The sequence below is a fragment of the Shimia abyssi genome (genome assembly GCF_003014475.1).
In the GTDB taxonomy this organism is placed as follows: domain Bacteria; phylum Pseudomonadota; class Alphaproteobacteria; order Rhodobacterales; family Rhodobacteraceae; genus Shimia; species Shimia abyssi.
Window position 1 is genome coordinate 39,215 of the sequence record NZ_PYGJ01000017.1, and the last position, 24,702, is coordinate 63,916.

21 protein-coding genes are annotated in these 24,702 nt (G+C 52.6%); 14 read left to right on the top strand and 7 right to left on the bottom strand.

Annotated elements, in window-relative coordinates:
• Positions 1 to 219 precede the first annotated feature (219 nt).
• Genes CLV88_RS18985 through CLV88_RS18995 form a run of 3 tightly spaced genes read left to right on the top strand, consistent with a single transcriptional unit; the run spans position 220 to position 4,012 of the window.
• Positions 220 to 1,470, top strand: a complete 1,251-nt coding sequence (locus CLV88_RS18985) for a DUF3179 domain-containing (seleno)protein (RefSeq protein WP_106610042.1) — start codon at positions 220 to 222, stop codon at positions 1,468 to 1,470.
• A 47-nt stretch (positions 1,471 to 1,517) separates the two neighbouring features.
• The gene (locus CLV88_RS18990; RefSeq protein ID WP_106609987.1) at positions 1,518 to 3,182 is read left to right on the top strand and encodes a sulfatase-like hydrolase/transferase; all 1,665 of its coding nucleotides are present in this window, start codon (positions 1,518 to 1,520) and stop codon (positions 3,180 to 3,182) included.
• 14 nt (positions 3,183 to 3,196) lie between these two features.
• Positions 3,197 to 4,012 carry a hypothetical protein gene (locus CLV88_RS18995; protein ID WP_133170011.1) on the top strand — a complete coding sequence of 272 codons (816 nt, stop codon included), beginning with the start codon at positions 3,197 to 3,199 and terminating at the stop codon, positions 4,010 to 4,012.
• 60 nt (positions 4,013 to 4,072) lie between these two features.
• Here CLV88_RS18995 and CLV88_RS19000 read toward each other — a convergent pair whose 3' ends face one another.
• Positions 4,073 to 5,287 (bottom strand): LeuA family protein, encoded by a 1,215-nt coding sequence (locus CLV88_RS19000; RefSeq protein ID WP_106609989.1) that lies wholly within the window; start codon positions 5,285 to 5,287, stop codon positions 4,073 to 4,075.
• Positions 5,288 to 5,644: 357 nt separating this feature from the next.
• Between CLV88_RS19000 and CLV88_RS19005 the strand changes: the two genes are divergently transcribed.
• Both CLV88_RS19005 and CLV88_RS19010 read left to right on the top strand, forming a co-directional pair.
• Positions 5,645 to 6,307 (top strand): GntR family transcriptional regulator, encoded by a 663-nt coding sequence (locus tag CLV88_RS19005; RefSeq protein ID WP_106609990.1) that lies wholly within the window; start codon positions 5,645 to 5,647, stop codon positions 6,305 to 6,307.
• A gap of 18 nt (positions 6,308 to 6,325) precedes the next feature.
• Positions 6,326 to 7,144, top strand: coding sequence for a glutathione S-transferase family protein (locus CLV88_RS19010; RefSeq protein ID WP_106609991.1), 819 nt, complete (start codon positions 6,326 to 6,328; stop codon positions 7,142 to 7,144).
• Here the strand turns inward: CLV88_RS19010 and CLV88_RS19015 are convergent.
• Positions 7,133 to 8,386, bottom strand: coding sequence for a malonyl-CoA decarboxylase (locus CLV88_RS19015; RefSeq protein ID WP_106609992.1), 1,254 nt, complete (start codon positions 8,384 to 8,386; stop codon positions 7,133 to 7,135). The genes CLV88_RS19010 and CLV88_RS19015 overlap by 12 nt on opposite strands.
• A gap of 12 nt (positions 8,387 to 8,398) precedes the next feature.
• On the bottom strand, positions 8,399 to 8,785 hold the full coding sequence (locus CLV88_RS19020; protein ID WP_106609993.1) for a YciI family protein: 387 nt from the start codon (positions 8,783 to 8,785) through the stop codon (positions 8,399 to 8,401).
• A gap of 208 nt (positions 8,786 to 8,993) precedes the next feature.
• On the opposite strand from CLV88_RS19020, the gene CLV88_RS19025 reads away from it, so the two are divergent.
• Genes CLV88_RS19025 through CLV88_RS19050 form a run of 6 tightly spaced genes read left to right on the top strand, consistent with a single transcriptional unit; the run spans position 8,994 to position 14,012 of the window.
• Entirely contained in the window at positions 8,994 to 9,659 is a 666-nt protein-coding gene (locus CLV88_RS19025; protein ID WP_106609994.1) for a malonic semialdehyde reductase, read from the top strand.
• 19 nt (positions 9,660 to 9,678) lie between these two features.
• Positions 9,679 to 10,122: an OsmC family protein gene (locus CLV88_RS19030; RefSeq protein ID WP_243403734.1), complete on the top strand. Its 444-nt coding sequence runs from the start codon at positions 9,679 to 9,681 to the stop codon at positions 10,120 to 10,122.
• 38 nt (positions 10,123 to 10,160) lie between these two features.
• Entirely contained in the window at positions 10,161 to 11,243 is a 1,083-nt protein-coding gene (locus CLV88_RS19035) for a C4-dicarboxylate TRAP transporter substrate-binding protein (RefSeq protein ID WP_106609996.1), read from the top strand.
• 37 nt (positions 11,244 to 11,280) lie between these two features.
• Positions 11,281 to 11,826, top strand: coding sequence for a TRAP transporter small permease subunit (locus CLV88_RS19040; RefSeq protein ID WP_106609997.1), 546 nt, complete (start codon positions 11,281 to 11,283; stop codon positions 11,824 to 11,826).
• Complete coding sequence (locus tag CLV88_RS19045; RefSeq protein WP_106609998.1) at positions 11,823 to 13,130, top strand: TRAP transporter large permease; 1,308 nt, start codon at positions 11,823 to 11,825, stop codon at positions 13,128 to 13,130. Before CLV88_RS19040 ends, CLV88_RS19045 begins: the two co-directional genes overlap by 4 nt.
• A gap of 9 nt (positions 13,131 to 13,139) precedes the next feature.
• Complete coding sequence (locus CLV88_RS19050; protein ID WP_106609999.1) at positions 13,140 to 14,012, top strand: dioxygenase family protein; 873 nt, start codon at positions 13,140 to 13,142, stop codon at positions 14,010 to 14,012.
• Between the two features lie 19 nt (positions 14,013 to 14,031).
• Here CLV88_RS19050 and CLV88_RS19055 read toward each other — a convergent pair whose 3' ends face one another.
• The 3 genes from CLV88_RS19055 to CLV88_RS19065 all read right to left on the bottom strand — a co-directional run bounded on the left by CLV88_RS19055 (position 14,032) and on the right by CLV88_RS19065 (position 18,027).
• The gene (locus CLV88_RS19055) at positions 14,032 to 15,177 is read right to left on the bottom strand and encodes an iron-containing alcohol dehydrogenase (RefSeq protein WP_106610000.1); all 1,146 of its coding nucleotides are present in this window, start codon (positions 15,175 to 15,177) and stop codon (positions 14,032 to 14,034) included.
• Positions 15,177 to 16,559: an aldehyde dehydrogenase family protein gene (locus tag CLV88_RS19060; protein ID WP_106610043.1), complete on the bottom strand. Its 1,383-nt coding sequence runs from the start codon at positions 16,557 to 16,559 to the stop codon at positions 15,177 to 15,179. The genes CLV88_RS19055 and CLV88_RS19060 overlap by 1 nt, the downstream gene beginning before the upstream one ends.
• Before the next feature lie 106 nt (positions 16,560 to 16,665).
• Positions 16,666 to 18,027 (bottom strand): glutamine synthetase family protein, encoded by a 1,362-nt coding sequence (locus tag CLV88_RS19065; RefSeq protein WP_106610001.1) that lies wholly within the window; start codon positions 18,025 to 18,027, stop codon positions 16,666 to 16,668.
• A gap of 305 nt (positions 18,028 to 18,332) precedes the next feature.
• On the opposite strand from CLV88_RS19065, the gene CLV88_RS19070 reads away from it, so the two are divergent.
• Entirely contained in the window at positions 18,333 to 19,874 is a 1,542-nt protein-coding gene (locus CLV88_RS19070; RefSeq protein ID WP_106610002.1) for a sulfatase-like hydrolase/transferase, read from the top strand.
• A gap of 6 nt (positions 19,875 to 19,880) precedes the next feature.
• Here CLV88_RS19070 and CLV88_RS19075 read toward each other — a convergent pair whose 3' ends face one another.
• Positions 19,881 to 20,660, bottom strand: coding sequence for a DeoR/GlpR family DNA-binding transcription regulator (locus CLV88_RS19075; protein ID WP_106610003.1), 780 nt, complete (start codon positions 20,658 to 20,660; stop codon positions 19,881 to 19,883).
• 878 nt (positions 20,661 to 21,538) lie between these two features.
• Between CLV88_RS19075 and CLV88_RS19080 the strand changes: the two genes are divergently transcribed.
• Together CLV88_RS19080 and CLV88_RS19085 are read left to right on the top strand one after the other, a co-directional pair.
• Positions 21,539 to 23,578, top strand: coding sequence for an ABC transporter substrate-binding protein (locus CLV88_RS19080; RefSeq protein ID WP_106610004.1), 2,040 nt, complete (start codon positions 21,539 to 21,541; stop codon positions 23,576 to 23,578).
• A 117-nt stretch (positions 23,579 to 23,695) separates the two neighbouring features.
• The gene (locus CLV88_RS19085; protein WP_106610005.1) at positions 23,696 to 24,700 is read left to right on the top strand and encodes an ABC transporter permease; all 1,005 of its coding nucleotides are present in this window, start codon (positions 23,696 to 23,698) and stop codon (positions 24,698 to 24,700) included.
• The last annotated feature ends 2 nt before the right edge of the window (positions 24,701 to 24,702 follow it).

The window sequence follows — 24,702 nt, forward strand, 5'->3', positions numbered from 1 at the left end:
AAGTGTCTCAGTGTCGGGATGGTGAGTGGATGCTCTGTTTAAGGGGATTGAAGCTCAATACATTTATTTCTTGCGAATGCAATGAATATGGTAACAAAATGAAGGTGTTGTTCCGTATGCCGTTAAGTTCGCCTTTTAGCGTGAAGGTATAGCGGCCGGGGGACGGAAATTTCTATGCAGTGACCGATCTGAATTGAAGGTCTAAGGCAGGTGATCGAAATGATTGTGACATTGGTTTACTGGTTGAGCTTGATCGTGACATTGGCAATTGGTTTTGTCTACTTTCGCGATCTCGGCGACGTGTCACAAATGGTTTTGAAGGTTAAGCGGAGCAACATGCTTCGCTTCATTCGTCATGAGTACACATTCCTGATAATCGGCGGCGTGGCGTTTGCTGTATTTACGGTTGTGCAGTTTCTTTTTAGTGTGGGGCCACTTTGGATTTGGCTATTTGCCACGGCTCTTGTCGTTCTATTATATGGGTTTCCGTATATCTGGGTGCATGTGGGATTGCGCAATCAGTCCAAGGTAGCAGAGTTCGTATCGATTGCCGAAGCGCGGGCCTATGTTGCTCCGTCTAACCAAGTTCTCGTGATGGAGAACAATGGCGTGGCGAGAGCTCACCCTCAAGCGCAGCTGCTGAGACCTCATTTGGCTGGAAATGATGAAGGCTTGAACGGCGAGAACGTCATCATGACGTACTGTGCCATGGCGAATTTGGGTATCGGCTATACTCCCGAAATTGAAGGGGAGACGGTGGATCTGGATGTGCTTGCTCAACATGGCAATAACCTAGTTTTGCGCGACAACAAGACCGGAGAGCCGGTGCAACAGATCTATGGGTTTCGCGAACGTGACATAGCATCTGATCAGTCCGGGCCTGTTTGCCCGATGCGTCCCACGTTAGCGATGCGCCCGTGGCCCACATTTCGCATGACATTCCGTGCGTTTGAAAAGGCGTATCCTGACGGCACTGTTTTTATTAACAAGCCTTCGTCAAACCCGATCCTGTTTTTGTTCGATATGGCCTTAGAAATGCTCTTTGCCGCGTCCATCGAACGACAACACCGGGAAGCCAAGCCGGTTATGGACAATATGACTCACTATGACGAACGACTACCCAATAAGACGTATGTTTGGGGTATCGACATCGACGGAGATGCAGTTTGTTGGACTGACGACTTTGTAATTGATCAGGGCGGCCTCGTGAATGCCACTGTTGGGGGGCGGCCGGTGGTTGCCGCCTGGGATCCCAGGTTTGAGAGCCTTGGCGTTTGGTACAATGACACCGGTGAATCGGTTCAGGAAATCGACTTTTTCGGCGATTCACCAGCTGGCCGTTTGGAGCGGGTTGAAGGACTGAGACCGGGGCTTTTCTGGCATGTTTGGGTTGAATTCTTTCCGCACACGGATCTGAACAGATTGGACGATGCTGAGGCCGATACTGCTGCCAGTTCTAGGCAGGCATAATTTGACCCCTTGGCGATGGCGGAACTGAAAATTCTAGGGAGCAAGAGATGAAGGCGACACTAAAAGGCACTGTTTTGAGTATAGCGGTCTTGCCGTGCTTTGCTCAAGCTGACGCGATCAAGCATGATGCGGAGTATTATATTCTTCTTGATCAGCACGCCGAGGCGTGGGCCGAAGATGATGCCGCCGTAGACGCGGAATTGGCGGGTTTTCGCGAGCGAAACGGCGGCACCGCACCCAATATCATCAGCATTCTCATCGATGATCTTGGTTTTGGAGATATGGGTATCCCCGAGCTGAACGCGGTGCGCGGCTATGAGACGCCGAATGTTAACGACTTTTCAGACGAAGCTTTGCGAATGGTGCGTATGTACACGGAACCGTCCTGCACCCCGACGCGCGTGGCCCAAATGACCGGTCGATTGCCTGTGCGCACAAGCATGGGAAATACGCAGGTGGATATCGTTGGCGAGGGTTTGCCGGGCGACGAAGTCTTGCTGCCGGAGCTTCTCAAAGAAGTTGGCTATGCGACGTCTCATGTCGGCAAGTGGCACATGGGGGACATCGCGGAAAGCTGGGCGATGAACCAAGGATTTGACTATGCACAGATGGCGGTGCACCAGCAGGGTCAGCTAACGATCTACCATGACGATGCAATCCGAGAGCAGGTGTCGGTCGGGATTTTCGACTATGAAGACACCTACACGGTGGATGATTTCTTCCGACCGGATGCGTCGGCCATGATGACTGTGATCGAAGGCGAAGCAGGAGGCAGCGTGCGCGAAATTCGCATGGAAAATGGCGAACGTTGGAACACGGCCAAATATGACGAGATGAATCAGGCGTTTCAGGACAAAACTCTATCTGAACTGGAGCGTTTGGCTGGGGGCGAGGAGCCATTCTTTTTGCAATACTGGCCGATGATCCCACTGCACAATACTCGCACAGGACGGGATGGTCCGGAGAGCCCGAATGCAGGTCTTTATGTTGACAAAATGCAGCAACTGGACAGTTGGTTGGGTGATATCTTTGAGCGGATGGAAGAGTTGGGCGTCGCGGACAACACGATTGTTGTCCTGATGGGGGACAACGGGCATTTCACCAAATACTCGCCGCAGTCCGGGTTTACCCCGATGATTTATCGTGGCGGCAAGGCCGATACGACCGAGGGCGGTATTCGTGTGGATGCGTTTATTCGCTGGCCCGGCATGATTGAGGCCGACGGTCTGCTGAACAGCATTATCCACGTTTCTGATCTGTACACTACACTTGCCCGTTTTGCCGGCGCGGATCAGCATATTCCACGTGACCGTTTGGTGGATGGTGTCGATCAGTCCGCTGCGTTGCTGTTTTCGGATGAAACAAAGGCGCGGCGCGACCATGTGATAGTATATTCTGTGCATACGCCTGCTGCGATTATCAAGGACCAGTTGAAGATGAACATGCCCAAAGCCGGCGAAAATCCGATTGGTGCCAAGTTCTTTGACCTGTTCCGTGATACGCGTGAAGAATACCCTGTTTCGACGGAAGTCGGCGCGTGGGGCGGACAAGAGTTTGTGCGCATTTTTGGTCGTCACAAAGCCCGTAAGGAGCTGTACCCGGACGGCCCAGCCGCCAAGGGTGTGCCATATGAGGGGATCGATAATATTCGTCCCGAAACCGCCGAAGCGGTTCGGCAGTTTCAGGTGAAACGCGCTGCGGTGCAACAGTGAGGGGTGGCTGAGCCATGAGTGAACAAGAAAATAGTACACCTGAGGGAATGCTAAGCAAAATGATGGCTGTCGCGGCTGTTGCGACGGCATTTGTGTCACCTGCGGCAGCTGACCCGGCTGTGTTGTCCTTTTCGCAAGAATGGAGCACTGACCTGACGGGATATATTTTCCTGCCGGTGTCGACGACGGGCACGTCTACTGTTGCCGGTTCATCGGGGTCGATTGACCTTAGCCTGCGTGACGCGCTGGAACTGTTGGACTTTGCGGCGTCGATACGATCCGAGAGCTGGAAGGGGGATTTCGGCCTTATATTTGACGCCAACTACTTGTCTCTTGGGCAAGATTTTGTTGGCGGCGGTGGTGGTAGCGCCCAAGTGGATGTTGAGCAATACTGGCTCGCGTTTATGGGCGCTTATCGCGTTGCGGGCTCAAACGGAGCAGGCGATCGGCCTTATTCTTTCGATATCCATGCAGGCGCACGATACAACAGCCTCAAGCAACAGCTTGATTTGAATGGCCCAGGGCCGGGTATGTCCTTTGGTGGGACTGAAACTTGGTGGGAGCCAGTAATCGGTGCGCGGTATACATGGCAGATCAATGACCGGTGGACCGGTGCGGTTCTGGCAGATGCCGGCGGCTTTGGCGTTAATGGCAGCGACTTGCAGTTTAGCACGACGCTTGGCTTCGATTATGGTTACGACAACGGCGGATCACTGAAGTTGGGCGTGAGGTACTATAGCATCGACTATTCGAACGTACGTTCCGACGGGCTTTTCGCTTATGACGTGGATCAGGTTGGGCCTTTTGTCGGGTATACGTTCCGCTTTTAAAGTAACAACGCCGGCGAGAAACTTCTCGCCGGCGTCCACTCTTGCGTCAATCGTTTTTTCTTAAGCGACTGCGCGCACTTCATTTAAAAGCGACACAAATTCTTCGTCACTCAGAAAGTCCCGCTTCTCGATCCCCTTCTGTTTGACGCGTGTCAGAAGCTCGACCGCCTGCGCGTCATCGAGTTCGCCTAGTCCCAGTTCCTGCATTTTGTAGACTATCGACGCCTTACCACTCTTCTTCCCTAGCACCACTTCTCCGGCCCGCCCCGTAAGCGAGGGGTGGGTTCCAAACATGACCAGCGGGTCGTGCATGACGTATTGAATGCCAATGCCGGACTCTCGAATAAAGTTGCCGTGGCCAAGCACCGGCTTGTTGCGTGCAATCGGAATGTTGGAAATTTCGGAGATGAGCGCCCCCAGTTCTGGAAGCTTGTCCATTTGATATTGCGTGTCGTAACCGTACAATAGGTGCAGGCCCAACATAAGCTCTTCTAGCGCGGCATTACCTGTGCGTTCGCCGAGCCCATTGGCGCAGCTGTGCACGACTTCGGCGCCTGCCGCGACCGCTGCGAGCTCGGTGGCAACACCCATTCCAAAGTCGTTATGGGTGTGTATCTCGATCGGCAGGCCAGTCATCCCCTTGACCCATCCCACCATGTATTTCACCGCCTCTGGTGTCGCGCACCCCATCGTGTCAACGATGCCGATCGAGTCGGGCGGCGACTCGTTCATGATGCCCTTGCACAGGTTTTCAAGATCATCGGGCCGAGCGCGTGTTGTGTCATAGGGGAAGAATACGGCGTACAGCCCCTGTTCGCGCGCGTAATTGATCACGTCCCGGCTCTTCTTGAAGACGTCTTCCCAAGTCCAGCCGAACTGGGTGACAAGCTTTGGGTATCCAATGGGAACCTCAATAACGACACCGTCAGCACCACATTCCAAAGCCATATCAATGTCTTGCTTCATTGCGCGGGCAAATGTGAAAATCTTGGATTTCAGCCCAAGTTTGGAGATTTCGCGAATGGCTTCGGCATCCTGCGGTGATACAGCGGGCATTCCAGCCTCGATACGTTCCACGCCAATTTCGTCCATTTTTGTGGCGATGCGCAGTTTGTCATCAATGGAGAATACAACGCCCGGTGTCTGTTCACCGTCGCGCAAAGTCGCATCGTGAATTTGCACCTTGGGCGGAAGAAGCAGGTCCCTTCGTACATCCTGGTGGAAATTATACGGGCTAACCCACCACTTTCCGTCTTCAAAGTATGTCTCGCGCATGTGGATACCCCTGAATGTCTAAGTGTCATGTTGATTGCGGAATTTATATTATATTTGGACATTTCACAACAAAAAACGATATTTTTGGAAATCTGACAATATCTTGATTTTACGTGTACCTGACCGACCTAGTGCATTTTGCTTGATTGAGTTGCGCTCGGGATACAAATGCCTGTTTGAGCTCGAGAAAATAGTTCAAAATTAGCCATTTAGTTTCTCATCTTGCCTGAAGCCAACTTGAAGGCGCGATGTCGAGATTGCCTTCCAACGTGAAAGCTGAGTGCCCGCGCCATAAAAATTCTTTAGAAATATCGATATAATTTGATTAAGCGAAGTATTTTTGTTTATCTAACGCGCATGAACACAGCAGGCTTTCAAAACCAAACCAACCAATCGTCAACTCAAAGAACGTACCTGACGCTCCGAAACGAGATCATAACCGGGCGGCTTGCCCCCGGAGAGCGACTGAAAGTTGAGACTTTAAAAGAAAACTATGGTGCAGGCGCATCCCCTATTCGAGAAGCTCTAAGTTTGCTGACGTCTGATCAACTCGTGGAACGCATTGATCAGCGAGGTTTCAGAGTGGCTGACACCAGTCGTCACCAGTTTCAGGAAATATTGAACTTGCGCTGTACTTTGGAAGATATCGCGCTGCGCCAAAGTGTTGAAAAAGGTGGGCGCGATTGGGAAGAGAACCTTGTTTTGGTGCATCACTATTTAAGCCGAACAGATCGGGCAGACGCGGAACTTTTTGAAGACAGGCACAAGAGTTTTCACATGGCATTGCTATCTGCATGTGAGTCGCCGGTTCTCATGCGTTTTTGTGGGCAGCTGTATGACTTGAACGTGCGGTATCGGTTTTTGGCTGTTAGATCGAAGACATATTCCAGTAGGAATGTGGAGGGAGAGCACCTAGCTATTCTCGACGCGGCGGTCAGCAAGGACGTTGATCTTGCGTCAAAGCTTTTGATGGATCACTACAGCAGCACCGGCGCATTTCTTGCAGAGCTCATTGATTGAGCAAGGGGGAAATCAGAAATGCTGAAGCTTTATCATGGTAAGACGAGTGTTTGTTCGGCCAAGGTTCGAGTGGGGCTTGCGGAACTAAATCTTCCTTGGGATGGAACTATTCTGGACTTGGGAGCGGGCGAACAAAATGAAGTCTGGTATCTGAAGTTAAACCACAAGGGTGTCGTTCCGACGGTGGTGAATGGCGATGTCCGTGTGGCTGAATCCAGTGTCATATTGGAGTACTTGTCGGATATCGAAGGATCCGGAGCGTTGATGCCAAAAGACCCTGCCAGCCGGGCTATCACGAGAATGTACCTGTCCGATTGCATCGATATTCATGCCGCGATCAATACGTTGACCTTTGCGACATCCAAACGACAGCAGATATTGCAGAAAAAGACAGCTGAACAGATTTCGGCAAGTATCGAGCGTATGGCCAGCCCTGCAAATGCGCTGAAACGGCGCGACATTATCGACAATGGGACAGCGTCTTCTCATGTGACCATTGCTTTTTTTGTGCTCACCTCGCTGTTTCAGCAAATGAGACACGCTTTGTCGGCGGGCCAATGGATGCAGGGCGAAACGTTTGGTTTGGCCGATATCGCGCTGATTGCTTATGTGGATCGACTGGACCGTTTAGGCCTTTCGAGCTTGTGGGCGGAAGTGCCAGATATTTCGCGCTGGTTGGCGGACTGTCGCGCGCGTGAAAGCTATAAAACTGCAATTGAAGCTTATGCTGGGCCAGCTGATGATGACGCGCGTGCGGCTAGAGCGGACGGCAATTGGGACATGATTGAAGATTTGTGGCAAGACTACCAGCTCGGCCACAACGGATCAGGCAAGTGATGATTTTGACGCGTACCTAGCGAGTGTCTTGACCGCCGCCGCCGCTGCGACTTCGTTTTTTTGGTCGAACGCTTCGACGTTACTTGTAAGTTTCGATACGTCATACAAATAGTTCACCATCGCTCCACCAGATTGAAGCAATCCCTTTTCCGAAAGATCTGCTAGGGAATGAACTTGGTGAATTAATGCGCCGTTAGCCAAATGAAATCGCGCCACTGGGTCGATCGGTTTTCCATCAGGTTTTTTTGCATCGAGCAAATAGTGTGCTGCATATTGGCGCAAGGTTTGCGGTTCGGGCAAAATAGCTGTTCGACCCTCAGATTCTAGCCAGCGTGTCAGACCCGGAATGGGTGAGAGTGTCACAAACTTTTTCAGATTTGGCATGTCTCGCGACAGGTCACGAACGACCTGCTTGATGAGAGAGTTTCCGAACGAAATGCCAGCCAATCCAGACTGGCAATTTGAGATCGAATAGAAAACCGCTGTATTTGCTGCACCGGCATCGATTCCTGCACGGTTTTCGCTCAGAACTCCCTGGATCGAGTTTGGTATGCCCTTCGTCAAGGCAACTTCAACAAAGATGAGCGGGTCGTCGGGCATTGAAGGGTGAAAGAAAGCATAACATCTTCTGTCAGGTGGGTGCAGTCTTCGTCGCAGGTCTTCCCAGTTTGTGATCTCATGGACGGCTTCATACGCAATGATGCGCTCCAATATCGAAGCTGGCGTGTCCCAAGTGATCTGCCGCAGAACGAGAAAACCGCGGTTAAACCAACTGCGAAGCAAATGCACCAGATCATGATCGGTGCGGCCCAAATCAGGTTCTTCTTTGATTTCGCTGAGCAAGGTGGATCTTAACTGAACCAGCTCAGCCGTTGCACCGGGTGCCTGATTGAGGCGCCGAAACAATTCTTGTCTTTGTGGTTCGGATGCCCGGGACAAAGCGCTAAAGTTTTCAAGGGTGGGAAATTTCTCGTATTGCCTTGCCAGCTTGGCGACCAAGGCAGCGTCTATGTCCAATTGAGTGTTCAAAAATGCGAAGAATTCAGCTCGGTTTTCTTGCGATTGATCCCTCAATCTATTGAGTATCGATGTCGCAAGATGTTGGCCCGAGGCTTCTGATTTTTCAGCCAGCAATTGCATACATAGTTCATTCACGGATCCCCCTTTTCCATTGTTTTTTTGAAAAGGGTGTCGATCCAGCAATGTAGACAGAAGATCGCCAAGAGCGTTTGGGTTAGACATACGTCACTCAACTTATTTTAGCTTTGCCGCGCCAGTCGACAGGCCGACATTAATCGTCAGGTTCCCTTCGTTGACCAGCCACTTCCTTAATGTGAAACCTCGGGCACCTGATGCATGCATTGGGTCATTTTCAGCTAGCTCTTTAGCCGCTTTCATTGAATCCGCTCGATACAAGATCAACCCTGCGCCAACCATGGTTTCGCCTGTCGGGTCTGACAAGGGGCCAGCAAGGACAAGCGTTCCCTTCTCCTCCAGTTGCCGCTGATAATCCAGATGGCTTGGCAAGTTGGCTTTTACGTCTTCGGGAGCTCCTGCTGGAGTAGATTCAACAACATATAATTCCAATGCGAGCGCGCCGCGCCCGCGCGCCATATCCTTGTACTCGTTCCATGCAACCATGAGATATCTCCATTTTCACGTTCTATAATAAAAAATCGATTTTATTTGACAAGATAAAATATCATCGTCAAAATGTCGATAACAAGAGAGGCGTGTCTGGAAGGCGGACGGTGATTCCGCAGTTGGCCTTCTAACTCCGCATCGCGGAGTCGCTCGCGGATCATGAAAAGAGTAGTTTTAAAGGCCGTTTGGCTCAGAGGGAAAAAGTATGGCGGCATTGACCGGGGAGACTCTGGAGCGAGCGCGCGCCGAAGCGCAGAAGGCCGTGCGAGATCTGCGTCAGCAGCGAACAACATTGGATCAAGTGTCCGTCGACATCATTCTAACTGATGCGCGCTCTCACTATGCTTGGCAGGACAAACCGGTTTCAGATGAGCTTTTACATCGGCTGTATGAAATGACTGCAGCAGGCCCGACAAGTATGAATACATGTCCGGCGAGGTTTATCTTTGTAACGTCAGCGGAAGGGAAGCAAAGGCTGGCCAAGTCTTTAAAGGAAAAGAATATTGACAAGATGATGGCAGCACCGGTCACGGCGATTATTGCCCATGATCTGGAGTTTTGGCGAGATCTTCCGTTCCTGTTCCCACATGAAGATCGTCGCCCACACTTCGAAGGAAAACTGGCACATTCCGAGTCCACGGCCTTTCGCAATGGTACATTGCAAGGTGCATATTTCATGATCGCGGCGCGCGCGCTGGGTTTGGATGTCGGTGCGATGAGTGGCTTTTCCAATGAAATCGTCGACGAGGAGTTTTTTGAGGGAACAACGCTGAAGTCCAATTTTTTGTGTAACTTGGGCTATGCCGACGAAAGCGCTCTGTTTCAGAAATTACCGCGCTTTCCTTTCGAAAAAGCGTGTTGGTTCGAGTGAGGGTGTTATGGCAATACGAATGAAAACCTCCGTGACCCTTAAGGCGCAGGCTGAATGTGTGTCGCATTCGCGTGCCGACATTAAGGTGCGCGATCTGAGTTTTGCAATAGATGAACCGACCGCAAGGGGCGGAACCAATGCGGGCCCGACACCAACTGATACAGCGTTGGCCGCATTGATCGGATGCACCAATGTGATTGGCCACAAATGTGCTAGCGCGATTGGTGTCGATATTGGCAATCTTAAGATTGATGCTTCCTGCGAATTCGACCGTCGGGGTGTGACGCTCGAGCAAGAAATCGAAGTGCCGTTCACGTCCGTCAAATTGACCGTTCTTGCCGGCGGTTCCGCCGATCAAGCGGCGCTAGATCGGGTCGCCGAAGAGACCGAAAAATATTGCCCTTTATCAAAGCTGTTCAAGGCTGCGGGCACTCATGTGGAGGTGCATTGGAGGCCGCTTTAGGCCCGTCACATCCACGCAATCCATCAAGGGAGGAAACGATGGCTGCATTTTCAAAGGGACTGGCGCTAGGCGCGCTAATGGTGGGGCTGGCTGCTGCACCTGGTTTTGCCGCAGAAAAAATAAAAGCGGTTGTGATCGACGGATACCCGGCCCGAGCGCTGTGGGTGAAAGAGTTCACGAACTTCTTTATTCCGGAAGTTGACAAGCGTTTAGCGGAATCCGGAAATTACGAAATGGACTGGCAAGAAAGCTATGGTGGATCCATCGTTAAGCCCAAGGGCGTACTAGAAGGCGTCAAGCTGGGTCTTGGTGACATCGGAATCGTGACAACTATTTTCCACAGTTCGAAACTGCCCAGCCAAGCAATTTCGGCCGTGACACCTTTTGTAGCGGCGGATGCACGCGCAGTCGCTAAGGCGGTAGACGAGATCGCTAAAGAATATCCCACAATGCAAAACGAGTTTGCCGCGCAAAATCAAGTCTACCTTGCGACGGGTGTTGTGCTGGACACCTATCAGGTGTTTTCCAAGGACCCGATCACGACAATCAGTGACATCGAAGGTAGCAAGGTTGCTGGTGCGGGTATGAACTTGCGGTACCTGGAAGGTATCAATGGTGCTGCGGGTGTCCGTGGCGGTTTGACGGATTTCTATAATATGTTGGATACTGGGCTGGTTGATAAAGCCATGCTGTGGCCAGAAGCAGCTAAGACATTCAAGATCGCAGAAGTTGCCCCTCATATGCTCAAGGTCGACCTTGGTGCGGTGAATTCTAAAACCATCACCGTGAACAAAGACTATTGGGAGGGCCTTCCCGAAGAGGTGCAGAATGTTCTGCTTGAGGTCGCAGTTCTGTATCGAGACCATGTCGCGGGCATTGCAATGGATCGCGCCGCAGCAAGCCGTGACGCGTACACTGCAGCAGGCGGCACAATCACAGAGGCTAGTGCGGCAGATCGTCAAGCCTGGGCAGAAGCAATGCCCAACATCGCTGCGGAATGGGCGGACACATTGAATGGCAAGGGTGAGCCTGGCACGGAAATGCTGGAAAGCTACCTTGGCAAGTTGAACGCCGCTGGCTTTAGCGGGCCGCGCGACTGGACCGCTGGTTCCGGATCATAAGAACACAGTTAAGGCCCGAAGACAGGACTCTTGAGACATGAAAAAACTGCTTTCAGGCCTTTCCAAAACCGGCAACGGGATTGCCATCGGCGCGAATGCCGTTGGCACTCTCGTTGTGCTTGGATTGGTGGCCATCGTAAACTTTGATGTCGTCGCCCGAGGGGTGTTCAATTCACCTTTTCTTGGTGCGGTCGAGGTTGTGCAGTTCTCGATGGTACTAATCGTCTTTCTGCAATTGCCCGATGTTGTCCGGGTCAACCGGCTAACGCGTTCGGATGGGTTTCTGGTCGTTATCGGCGGTAAATACCCGCGCTTTGCAGCTGGATTGCGCCATGTGATCGACACCGTGTCAGCCGTATTCATGGCACTAATTGCAGTTACGATCTGGCCGGAGTTTGTCGATATGCTCGAAACCAAAGATTACTTTGGCGTGCCAGGCGTATTCACAGCCCCTTGGTGGCCAATCAAACTGACCATCTTTCTGAGCGCCCTCTTGTGCACGATCATTTTCGCACTCAAAGTGCTTGCCCCCGCAGAGAAACCTGAACTGATACGCGTTCCTGAACATGAGGACGAAACATGAGTCCTATCGAACTTGGCATGATTTCGGTCGGTGCCATAGTCATTCTGATTTATCTCGGGGTGTACATTCCGATCGCGCTGGGTGTGGTGTCTTTTGTCACCATCTGGATGATGCGCGACAATTTCGACTTGTCTATGAACCTGCTGAAAATCGCAGTTGGCGACAGCGTCATGGAATACACGTTTGCGACTGTCCCATTATTTACTTTCATGGGATTAGTTGTGTCCAAGGCTGGCCTTGGCAGTGACGTCTATGACGTTATGAGTACCGGATTCCGTCGAGTTAAAGGTGGTATCGGTATGGCGACGGTTGGGGCGAACGCTGTTTTTGCTGCTGTTACCGGATCGTCCATCGCGTCCGCATCGGTCTTTTCAAAAGTTTCAGTGCCGCAAATGCTGCGCTATGACTATAATCCGCGTTTTGCCGTGGGTGTCGTCGCAGGCTCATCCGTATTGGGCATGATCATTCCGCCATCGGCGATGTTGATCATTTACAGCTTTGTAGCCGAGCAATCGGTGGGCGAAATGTTCCTTGCTGGGGTCGTGCCGGGTTTGATGCTGGCTGGGGCGTATATTGGCGCGATTTGGTTCATGGGGCGGTTCTTTCCCAACTTTGTTGGTGGGCGCCCAGCCGAAGACTACGAGTTGATGCCATGGGGTGAAATCGCGTCCAAAACACTTCCCACCGTCAGCCTGATACTCGTTGTGCTTGGCGGCATATATACGGGCTGGCTAACGCCGGTTGAGGCCGGGGCAACTGGTTCGCTCGTCGCGCTGTTGATCGCATTGATACGGCGGCGAATGACTCTGAAGGGATTTTGGGAGGCGTTGCTGGAGACCGGACACATCACCGCGTCCATCCTTTTCCTGATTACGGCGGCGTCGATCTATAGCAGGATGCTCGGCTTGGCCGGTCTGCCCAATGAACTGGGGGATTTACTGGCAGGCAGCAATGCGAGCTTCTTTACAGTCATGTTCTTATACGTGCTGTTAATGCTTTTCCTTGGCACTCTTTTGGACACGGCTTCGATAATTCTGATCGTTGTGCCTTTGTTCCTGCCACTAGTCGAGCCTATGGGGCTAAGCCTTGTGTGGTTTGGCATCATTACGGTGGTCGGGGCTGAAATCGGTTTGCTGACACCGCCGCTTGGTATCAGCTGTTTTGTGATCAAGGCCACCCTGAATGATCCGCGCATCTCGCTCAAGGATGTGTTTCTGGGCGCGTTGCCCTTTGCAGGTGTGATGCTGATCGTCTTGATCCTGCTGATCCGCTATCCGGCGCTCAGCTTGGCAATTCTGAACTAGGAGGCGCAGATGCGCACAGTCACAAAAGATAACATCACCGATGTGTTCGCGGCTTATTTTGGGGAAGACACCGACCCGCGTGTCAAGGAAGTGCTGAGCGCATTAGCACGTCACATGCATGACTTTGCTAGAGAAGTGAACCTGACGCATGACGAATGGCGCGTGGGCATTGATTTCCTGACGCGGGCCGGAAACATCACCACTGACGAGCGGCAGGAGTTTGTTCTGCTGTCTGATGTCATGGGGATGTCATCGCTGGTTGATATGCTGCACTCGGTGCCTGAAGCCACAAGCTCGTCCGTGCTTGGGCCGTTCCATGTGTCCAATCCGCCCCCGTTAGATGTGGGCGGTGACATGAAACGGGACTTTGGCGGTGATGTTTTACTTGTAGAAGGCACAGTCAGGGATCTGGAAGGAAACCCGATACCCGGCGCGCAAATCGACATTTGGCAAACCGCGCCAAACGGCATGTATTCCAGTCAGGACCCTGATCAGGACATACACTCGTTCCACGGGTTAATGACCGCAGACGAAAACGGACGCTACGCGTTTACTACAGTCAGGCCAGTGGAATACACGGTGCCAGATGATGGCCCTGTGGGCGATATTCTTAGGGCTGCCGGGCGACACCCGTGGCGCCCCTCGCATCTGCACTACATTGTCTCTGCGCCAGGATTTCGAAATCTGGTGACCGAGGTATTCCCCGATGACGACCCATATCTGGACCAAGACACCGTTTTCGGCGTGCGTGATGATTTGGTGATGACATACACGCGCCAACCTGCCGGAAGCTTTCCAGACGGGTTTGCTCTTTCGGGTAAAGTGGACGGCGCATATTTGCGTGTCGACTTTGATTTGGTACTGGCCGCCGACCCCGGCTGAGATACAGCGGCCAGTTGTTTTAGATGCATGCTTTAAAAAGGCCCGTGAGGTTTTCGCGGGTCAATTCGATTGGGTTTCCACCACAGGACGGGTCAATTATCGCGCCTTCGACCAGTTCGGGAATGGCATCAGCGGTCACGCCTAGATCAGAAAGTCGTTTGGGAATGCCAAGGCTGTCGTTGAGGTCATCCACAAAGGCGCGGAAACCGTCAAAACCACCATCTATTCCCAAATAGGCCGCGACCGGCCCAAAGCGATCCGCAATTTCAGACGCATTGAATTCAAGCACTGAAGGCATGCACACCGCGTTTGTTGTGCCGTGATGCGTGTTAAACATCGCGCCAACTGGGTGGCTCATCGCGTGGATCGCGCCAAGCCCTTTTTGAAAGGCGGTGGCACCCATGGCCGCTGCGCTCATCATCTGGGCGCGTGCCTCAATGTCGGTGCCATCGGCATAGGCGCGGGGCAGGTAATCCTTGACCAAACGCATCCCTTCGAGCGCGATACCCTGTGACATTGGGTGATAATGCGGGCTGGAATAGGCCTCAACGCAATGCGCAAAGGCGTCAAGCCCGGTGCCGGAAGTGATGAACTTGGGCATACCAACAGTCAGCTCAGGGTCGCAAATCACGACGGTTGGCAGCACCTTGGGGTGAAAGATGATCTTCTTAACATGGGTTTGCGAGTTCGTGATGACACTCGCGCGCCCCACCTCAGAGCCCGTCCCAGCTGTTGTTGGCACGGCGATGATCGGCGCGATGGCATCTGCATCCGCACGAGTCCACCAATCGCCAATATCCTCGAAATCCCAGACGGCCCGAGTTTGACCGGCCATAAACGCGACCATCTTACCCAAGTCGAGACCGGATCCGCCGCCGAACGCAATCACACCATCATGACCACCTGCATTGTAGGCGGCCACACCAGCGGCCAAATTCACTTCGTTGGGGTTTGGGTCAACTTCAGAAAAAAGCGCGCGGCCCAGTCCGGCGGCGTCCAGAACATTCAGTGTGGATTGAGTGACAGGCAGTTCGGCAAGGCCGCGATCTGTCACCAAGAGTGGGCGCTTGATACCCGCGTTCGCGCAAGCGTCGGGCAATTCAGAAATTCGACCTGCGCCGAATTTGATTGTTGTGGGATAAGACCAGTTTCCGACAAGTGACATCAGTTGGTGACCTTCTTGAGATGGTAGGATTTGGGACGTGTGAGGTTGTGATAGCCGATGACAGAAAGCCCGCCACCTCGACCGGTGTTTTTACAGCCGGTCCAGCAGAGGCCGGGATCAAGATAATCCGCCCGGTTCATGAACACGGTGCCTGTTTCGATCTGGTCACCTACAGCGGCTGCGCGATCAATGTCTGCGGTCCATAGACTTGCCGTGAGACCAAATTCGCTGTCATTCATCAGTGCAATGGCCTCTGCATCGCTAGACACTTTCATGATGCCGACAACGGGGCCAAAACTCTCGTCCCGCATCACGCGCATTTCATGTGTGACATTTGTCAAAATCTGCGGTGTGAGGTATGCGCCCCCGTCGTCTTTGGCAAATGCTTCGATATGGGCTACTGCCCCGACTTCAACCGCTTCGCTGATTTGGGCGCGAACTTCTTGAGCAAAGCGCACATTGGCCATTGGGCCGAGGGTGGTTTCGGGGTCAAGTGGATTGCCCAACTTGTAACCTTTCACGATCTCAACTGCTTTCGCGACAAATTGGTCGTACAGACTCTCGTGAACGTAAATACGCTCAATTCCGCAGCAACACTGGCCGGAATTAAACATGGCGCCATCAATGAGAGTATCTACGGCAGCTTCCAGATCGGCGTCTTCCATGACATATCCGGGATCCTTGCCGCCAAGCTCTGTGCTCACGCCGGTAAATGTGCCTGCCGCTGCACGCTCCATGGTAGCGCCGCCTCCGACCGAGCCCGTGAAATTGATGAAATCAAACGCGTTTTCGGAAATTAACGCACTTGTTGTGCCGTGATCCAGAAAGGCGTTTTGGAACACCTCCTCTGGTACTCCAGCGCTGTGAAATGCAGCTGTCATGCGTTCGCCAACCAGCAAGGTCTGTGTTGCATGTTTCAACATAACGGCGTTTCCTGCGATCAACGCTGGGGCAACTGTGTTGATCGCGGTCATGTAGGGGTAGTTCCAAGGCGCCACTACAAAGACAACACCATGCGGTACGCGTTTGATATAGCGTCTAAATTTTTCATCTTCACCAACTTGGATGTCCGCAAGCGAGTTTTGTGCAATGTGCGCCATATGCCCTGCGCGTTCCTCGAACCCGCCAAATTCACCACCATAGCGCACGGGGCGGCCCATCATTTGGGCAAGTTCTGGCACGATTTGGTCATTCATAGCACCGACCACAGCGACCCCCGCCATGACAAGATCTACACGCTCTTGCAGAGGACGGTCGGCCCATGCCTTTTGTGCCGCGCGCATGGCGGCAATTCTGACCAATGTGGTGTCCTTGTCCTGTGTGTCCCGTTCAGCAAAAACCGATCCGTCAATCGGTGATACACATGTCAGTTTTCGTCCCATCTTTTCCACTCCGAATCGACCAAGCCAAAGGGGCATGCCCTTATGATTTTCAATGTTCAAAAAATACCCAAATCCCGCAGGATCAACGGGTGCTTAGGTTTAGGCTTCAAGCCCGTTCAAAACCGCGTGCTACTTCCCAATCCGTTACAACACGTTCGAATTCTTCAATCTCAACTTCTGCTGCGCGTACATAGTGATCGACCACATCATCGCCCATGGCGGCTCGCAACATAGCAGATCCATGCAAGGTATGACGCGCGTCAGCAAGTCGATTTGGGATCATTCCGGAGTCGCCCTGGTAGACATCGCCTGTTGCGGGAGCTTGCAACTCCAAACCTTCTTCAATACCCGCGATCCCAGCAGCCAACATAGCAGCCATGGCCAGATAGGGGTTCATATCACTGCCGGGAATGCGGCATTCAACACGCACGGCTTTGGACCCGTTGCCGCACAGGCGATACCCTGCTGTGCGGTTGTCTACTGACCAGATGATACGTGTGGGCGCAAAGGTGCCTTTCATGAAACGTTTATAGCTGTTGATGTAAGGTGCCATAAAATAGGTGTAATCAGGCGCGTATTTCAACAGTCCTGCCATATAAGATTTCATCAGCGGCGACATGGTCAGCGGGTCATTTTCGTCGAAGAAGACTGGTTTTCCATCCTGCCAAAGCGATTGATGCACATGGCTTGAACTTCCAACTTTTTCATGGTGCCATTTGGGCAGGAACGTCACGGCATGACCCTGCTGCCATGCAATTTCCTTGGTCGCGTGTTTGGCGATTGTATGGAACTCGGCGGTGTCCATTGCAGGAGCATATTTGATGTTGAGCTCTTCCTGACCGGCTTCGGCCTCTCCCTTAGAGTTCTCAACCGGCAGTCCGGCGTTCCAGAGGTGATTGCGCAAGGGGCGCATCACGTGCTCCTCCTTGGTAGTCTGCAAAATGTGGTAGTCTTCGTTGTATCCTGAAATCGGCTCCAGATCCCGCCACTGATCTTTGCGGATTTCATCAAAGCTTTTCTCGAACAGAAAGAATTCCAGCTCTGTCGCCATCATGGCGTCATAGCCCATGTCCTTAAGGCGCTGAACTTGCTTCTTTAATATGGCACGGGGCGAATGAGGCACTTCGGCATGGGAATGGTGGTCCAGCACGTCGCACAGCACCATTGCTGTACCTTCAAGCCAAGGTAGTGGCCGCAGCGTTGACAGGTCTGGCTTCATGACATAATCGCCGTAACCTCCCTCCCAGCTGGTCGAGGCATAACCATCCGGCGTGCCCATTTCGAGATCGGTGGCAAGTAGATAGTTGCAACAATGGGTTTCCTCGTAGGCGCCGTTTACGAAATGGCCAGCATGGAAACGCTTTCCCATAAGCCGCCCTTGCATGTCGACCAAGCAAACGAGAACAGTATCGATTGTGCCGTCGGCAACTTGTTCTTTAAGCGTATCGAAACTCAGAACTTCGCTCATAGGCATTCTCCTTGGTCTATTGTCGTGGCATCGCTGGTGTCTTCGAAAAAACTTGTCCGCATAACAGCAACGCATTGTGGCAGGCGCAATAGGAGATTCTCAATTTGAGCGAATAAATGTCGTAAAACGTGGGTTTTGGGGTGTTTGGGGGAAGTATGCGGCTAATTTTACCCACAAAAACACACAAAATTGTTGGATTTGGTCCGAGTTTCGGTCAATTACACGCAACAGTGGCACCGGATTTCGACTAGACCGGCCATTCGGCCTTTTCTAAAACTTGCCGCAGGGAACAGGGGAATCGACGCATGAACAATCAGAAGAATGTCCTATTCATCACACTGGACCAAATGCGTGCTGATTGCCTGAAAGGGGCGCTGGAGGGGCACGTCGACCTGCCCAACATGCGGGCACTAATGCGCGATGCTGTGGCATTCCAAAACCACTACACGGTTACTGCCCCCTGCGGCCCCGCAAGGACGTCTTTGTTGACCGGGCAGTATTCGATGAACCACCGTTCTGTTCGCAATGGAACGCCTATGCGGCATGATACGCCTAATATTGCCACAGAAATGCGTAAGGCCGGCTACCTTCCCATGCTGTTTGGCTACACGGATACATCTGGCGATCCGCGCATTCATCACCCAAAAGACCCGGCGGTTCAATCCTACGAAATGCCAATGGCTGGCTTCCATGAAATGGTCGAGATGCGCATGGAGATGTCACATCCTTGGCGCGGTCACTTGGTAAGAAAAGGATACCAGTTCGACGGGTACGAAAGTATTTACAAACCGGTTAGCGAGGATGGCGGTCCCGGAAGGCTGTGCGACCCGGCGTTTTTTCGGGCCGAGGACAGCGATACCGCATTCCTGACGGATCGGTTCTTGGAGACGATGCCGGGATATGAGACTGAAAGCTGGTTTGCCCATCTGACATATATCCGACCGCACTGGCCCCCAATCGCGCCAGAGCCATACAATCGAATGTATGACCCTGACACTCTACCATTGCCAACTCGGGTGGGTTCGGCGGAAGAGGCGGCAGCGCTACATCCATTTATGGGGCCAGCGCAGAAAAAGGACTTACCCAGCAAGCCCAATCTGGGGTTTCCGGGTTATGAGGTGAACCATAAATCGACCCAAGAGGCACGTGCGGTATATTTGGGTTTATTGACAGAGGTGGATCATCACATCGGGAGAGTAATCAAATACCTAAAGTCCAGCGGCCAGTATGAGACGACACTGGTGATAGTAACGTCCGATCATGGTGAGATGCTGGGTGATCACTTTGCTTGGGGCAAGCAGTCGGTTTTTGACAAGGCGTATCATATTCCTTTAATTGTAAGGGTTCCTGGGTTGGAGCATCGCGCAGGGGCGCTTGTTGATGCTCCAACCGAGTCGATTGATTTGGTTCCAACGGTACTGGAGTGGGTCGGTCAAGAGGTGCCCAATTCAGTTGATGGCAGTTCATTGTCGCCTTTACTGGAGGGGGAAACCCCCGAAATCTGGAGAAAGTATACGTTTTCTGAGTATGATTTTTATGACGTTGAAACACCTTCGCCGTGGCACAACGCTTTGGGTTTTGGGGCAACGGAATCCTGCCTGAGCATACTTCGTGATGGGCGTTATTCATTGGTGGAATTTGGTTGCGATCTTCCGACGATCTTATTTGACCATGAGTCACGAGGTGAGTTCGAGAACGTTGCGGAAGACGCTGATTACGCCGGGGAAGTCCTGCGCTTGACACGTGCAATGTTGCGCCATCGTATGGCACACATGGACCAAACTCTGGCAATGGATCAGATTACAAATAAAGGCCCCATTCGCGAGCTGCGGCATAAGCCAGATTAGCCGGACTCAAGCCACGATTGTTTCTATTTCCCAAGTCTCTAAACGCTTTCGGAATGCTGATTTGACGTCTTGGTCGGTCACTACGATATCAACTGAATTGGGAGGAAACGCGACGATGGGTGCGCGCTTACCGAACTTTGCTGTGTCGCAGGCGACTATGGTTCGCTGGGCGCGTGCCGCGACGGTTCGGGCGAGATCCGCTTCGGCAGGTGCCGCGAGCAAAAAGCCCGAAGTTGGATCGACACCGTCAATCGAAAAGACTGCGGTATCTATGCTGAATCGTTCAACAAATGAGATTGCGTCCTGACCGAATGTACCCCCTTCGACAGCTGTAACTTCACCACCCGCAAGGAAGACGCGGTTGCCGTTTTGGCCGGAGAGGGCGTGGGCGGCGTGGAGGCCGTTGGTGATGACGGTGAGGTCTTTGTGGTTGGTGAGCGCCTCGGCGACGAAGGCGGTTGTCGACCCGACATCGAGGAAAACGGATGATCCGCCGGGGATGAGCTTGGCAACCTCTCGAGCGATTGCGAGTTTCTCTTGCGTGCGTGTACCAAGGCGCATTCCAACAGGGCTAAGCGCTTCTGAGTTCGAGAGGTAAACGCCGCCATGTACGCGTTCCACTAATCCGGACTTCGCAAGCGCCTTTACCGTGCGACGCACAGTTTCCTCACTGACTCCAAGAGTTTGAGCCAGCTTCGCTGTGCGAGCAGAGCCCCCTTGTGTACGCAGGGTCTCCAGCAGTTCAACCTCGCGGTGCGTCGCGTGGGTTTCAGTTTGTTCCGCCATCTGCATCTCCTGCCACGTCTTGGTTGCAGTCTATGCGGGGGGCTAATTCAATGTCCATGAGAGGGCGTGAAAAAAGCAGTTTTGACACCTTGGTCGAGCAATATTTCTTGTGCATGTGTCGCGGCCAACGGGACGTAGTGGCAAATGTTAGTGGCTGTGGGGATCAAAAACCCGGCGTCGGTATTGCGTCGGTATCGTGTCGGTGAGACATTTGTTGCATCCTGGGATTAATTTGTCGTGCGCGGGTTTGCGCTTGGTTTGGTTAGGTGGCGCCTAAACTGTGCCAACGTGTGTGAATGTGGGAAAATTGCGCCTTTAGGGGCGTGGCGATCTCCGGACGCGAAAATGCATCGCATGTTCCGTAGGTGTGTTTGATAGAGAAACCGTTTCGGTAACTTTGGCTCATGTCTCTGATTCTGTGGATCAACTGGAGAGAAGCCCGGCGGTTTGGTGCGAGTTCTGGGCGCTTTCGAGGTCATTTGAATCTAAATGCCCAATTTTCCAGAAAGTAGACACAAATATCCACAGTAAGCCACAAAACGCTTGAACAACTGGGAGTTTCCGGTTTTTCTGTAGCAAAACAATATAGGGAGATGGAAAACACAGAGTGGTTGCACGGTGTTTAAGCGGGTGAACCGCAAGGGAATTTCACGAACTACAGAAAAAACCCCTGATAAACGCACAAAAGCCCACTTAAGTTTTACATCACGGTTACAATCGGCAGCTAAAAAAATCACCGGATCCGCAGGTCAGGTGAAGCGCGCCGTTCCGTGTTCAAGCGCGAGTGTTCGCGCATATTATAGGTGCCTAGTGAGGTGCCGAACAATTTTTAAAAGGGCGGATCCAACTGCCATGTCTAAGAACCAACTGGAGGTCTTATGAAACGTTATCTACTTTCCGGCGCGGCCATCGCGCTTTTGCCGGCAGTCGCATGGGCAAACTGCCCGTCGATTTCCGTTGCCGATATGCAAGGTGTCACCGGTGGCGCGTTCCCTCAGCAATACGAGCTGGGTGAGTTCGAAGCGGCCGCTGGCTGTAAAATGGAATTCTCAGGTAACCCAGACGCCGAAGCGCTGAATGGTGAAATTGTGGGTAACCCTGCATTGCCAGCGCTGGCAGATCGCATCCCGGCAGAACCGTTGGTTGTCGTGCCATACGAAAGCGTGGGCACCTATGGCGGCACGCTGGACGTGTTGTCCAACGCCACCGAAGCGGGCACATCAGATTTCCTGTCTGTGCGTCACGTGAACCTCGTGCGGTATTCGGACGATCTTCAGACAATCGTTCCAAACGTTGCAAAATCGTGGGCGTGGAACGACGACTTTACCCAACTGACATTTACACTGCGTAAAGGCCACAAGTGGTCAGACGGTGCGCCATTTACCAGCGCGGATGTTGCTTTCTGGTACAACGACCTGATGATGGACACGAACATCTTTGAAAGCCCCAAAGATTATGTGACCGTTGCTGGCGAGCGTATGACGTTGGAAACACCTGATGATGTGACTGTCATCTTCAATCTGCCTGCCCCTAAGCCGGGTCTGTTGGCACACTTTGCCACGCACTATGCGCAAGGCTTCCAGCCCAAGCATTTCCTGGGTCAATTCCACCCGGGTATCAATGCAGACGCAGATAGCTATGCCCAGTCCATGGGTTTCGAAAACGGCTATGACGCGATCAAAGCCTACTATGGCAACTCGGATTGGACGGACACACCCACACCGATGCTGTCGCGCCCCGACGTGGCAGGCGGTCTGCCTAAAGCGACCCACCCGACGCTGGAAAGCCACATCTATGTTGGTGACACCACCGAAGGTCGTCAGCTGGTGGCAAACCCCTATTTCCACCAAGTGGATGTGACCGGCCAGCAGCTGCCTTATATCAGCAAGCAGGACGAAGTTTATATCAACGACAATGAGGTCCGCATCCTCAAAATCGTGAATGGCGAAGTTGACTATAAGTCACAATCTCTGCAACTGGCGTCTGCACCTATCCTGTTGGAAAATCAGGAGAAGGGTGGCTACGAAGTGCACCTCAAGCCTGAGATCACTATGGGTGCATTTGGGTTTAATGTGACCCACGAAGATTCCGAAAAGCGCAAGGTTTTTGGTGACGTCAAGTTCCGTGAAGCGATGTCGATTGCGATAAACCGCGACGAGCTAAACGAAGTTGGTTTCTTTGGTCAGGGCACACCGCAGCAATATATCGGTTTCTCGCCCAAGCCCGGTGGCGTGAACGGCGACTGGCAGACCTACATGACCGAATATGATCCGGCTGGTGCAAATGCCCGTCTGGACGAAATTGGCATGGCCGACACAAATGGCGACGGTATCCGCGAATTGCCAAATGGCGATCCGCTGGTGTTGAACCTGAACTTCTCGACCCAAGGTATTGCGGGTCAGACAGTTGAGCTTGTCGCGCAGTACTGGCGTGAAGTTGGCGTCGATTCTGTTGTGAAGGAAGTGACACCGGACGAGTATCGTTCGGCGCAATCATCCAACAAGCTGGACGTGTCCATGTGGCGCAAAGGCCAGCCGTTGGCCATCGTTCTGGGCAACAACGAGCTGTGGGTGCCACCGTTCGAGAACTACTTTGGCAACCGTACAGGTATGCTTTGGGCGGAATGGGTTGAATCCGGCGGGTCCGCTGGTGTTGAACCACCTGCCTATGTCAAAGCTCTGATGGAGGATATCAACGCGCTGCAATCAGCAGATCAGGCCAGCGACGAGTTCGCTGCATTGACCGAGCGCATGGTGAAAAACATGACCGAGAACATGCTGTTTATCGGGACTGTGAATGCACCCGCACCGATGATCCACCACAACAATCTGCATAACTTTACCGAAATGCAGACCCATTCGTACGAGTACTATCGGACATATCCTTACCGTGCGACCCAGTGGTGGTTGAGCGAGTAAGTTCGCGGTTTTAAACATTGTCGCGGGCGGTTTTCTGCCCGCGATACAAAGCCAAAATTTGCACCATTTGGGGCGGCCTCGGGGGCCCGGTGCAAAGAGCAAGGATAGATCATAAACATGCTGAGTTTCGTGCGTTTCATATTGACGCGAGCGGTGATGGCATTGGCGACGCTGATTATTGTGTCGCTGGTCGTTTTCTCGCTGATGGAGCTTGTTCCGGGGGATTGCGCTGAGCGCTACCTTGCGTTCAAGAACACCCAAGGATCTGGAATTTCTGTCGCGGATATCGAGGCCGAGCGGGCTCGGTTGGGGTTGGATAAGCCGTTTTTCACCCGTTGGACGGTTTGGATTACCAATGCGTTCCAGGGCGAGTTTGGGGATAGCTGTATCTTGCGCGTGAATATCGCGGATTTGTTGGGTCAGAAATTCTGGTTGTCGCTGGGGATCTGTTTGTCCGCATTGGTTCTGGCCTATGCGATTGCGGTTCCGGTGGGCATCATCGCCGCAGCATCGAACAATGCGACCCTGAACAACACGCTGAAGTTTATCAGCTATTTTGGTCTGGCGATGCCCAACTTTTTGTTGGCGCTGTTGATCATGCTGATTTCGACGGTGTGGTTCGGAGAAACGTTAACGGGGCTGTTTTCCAAGGAATACCGCGATGCGGATTGGAGCTGGGCAAAGCTTGTTGATTTGATGAAACATGCGTGGTTGCCGATTTTCATTCTGGGTTGGTCGGCTACGGCGTTTGCGTTGCAGACCGTACGTGCGCTGATGTCGGATGAGATTGGAAAACTGTACGTGACGGCAGCATCCGCACGGGGCGTTTCAGGGCGCAAGCTGCTTTGGAACTATCCCGCGCGCCATGCGCTGGGGCCAATTGTGAACTCTTTGGGGTTCGATTTGAACCGAATTTTCAACGAGTTGCCGATTGTCGCGTTGATTCTTGTGATGACGGATGCGGGGGCGTTGTTGATCGAAGCGCTGGCCCGCTCAAACGATCAGCAGTTGGCGGGAGCCATCATCTTTTTGTTGACCGCGTCGATCGTGACGTTGAACTTTTTCACAGACGTGTTGTTGGCGGTGCTGGATCCGCGCGTGCGCAAGAGCATTTTGAGGTAACC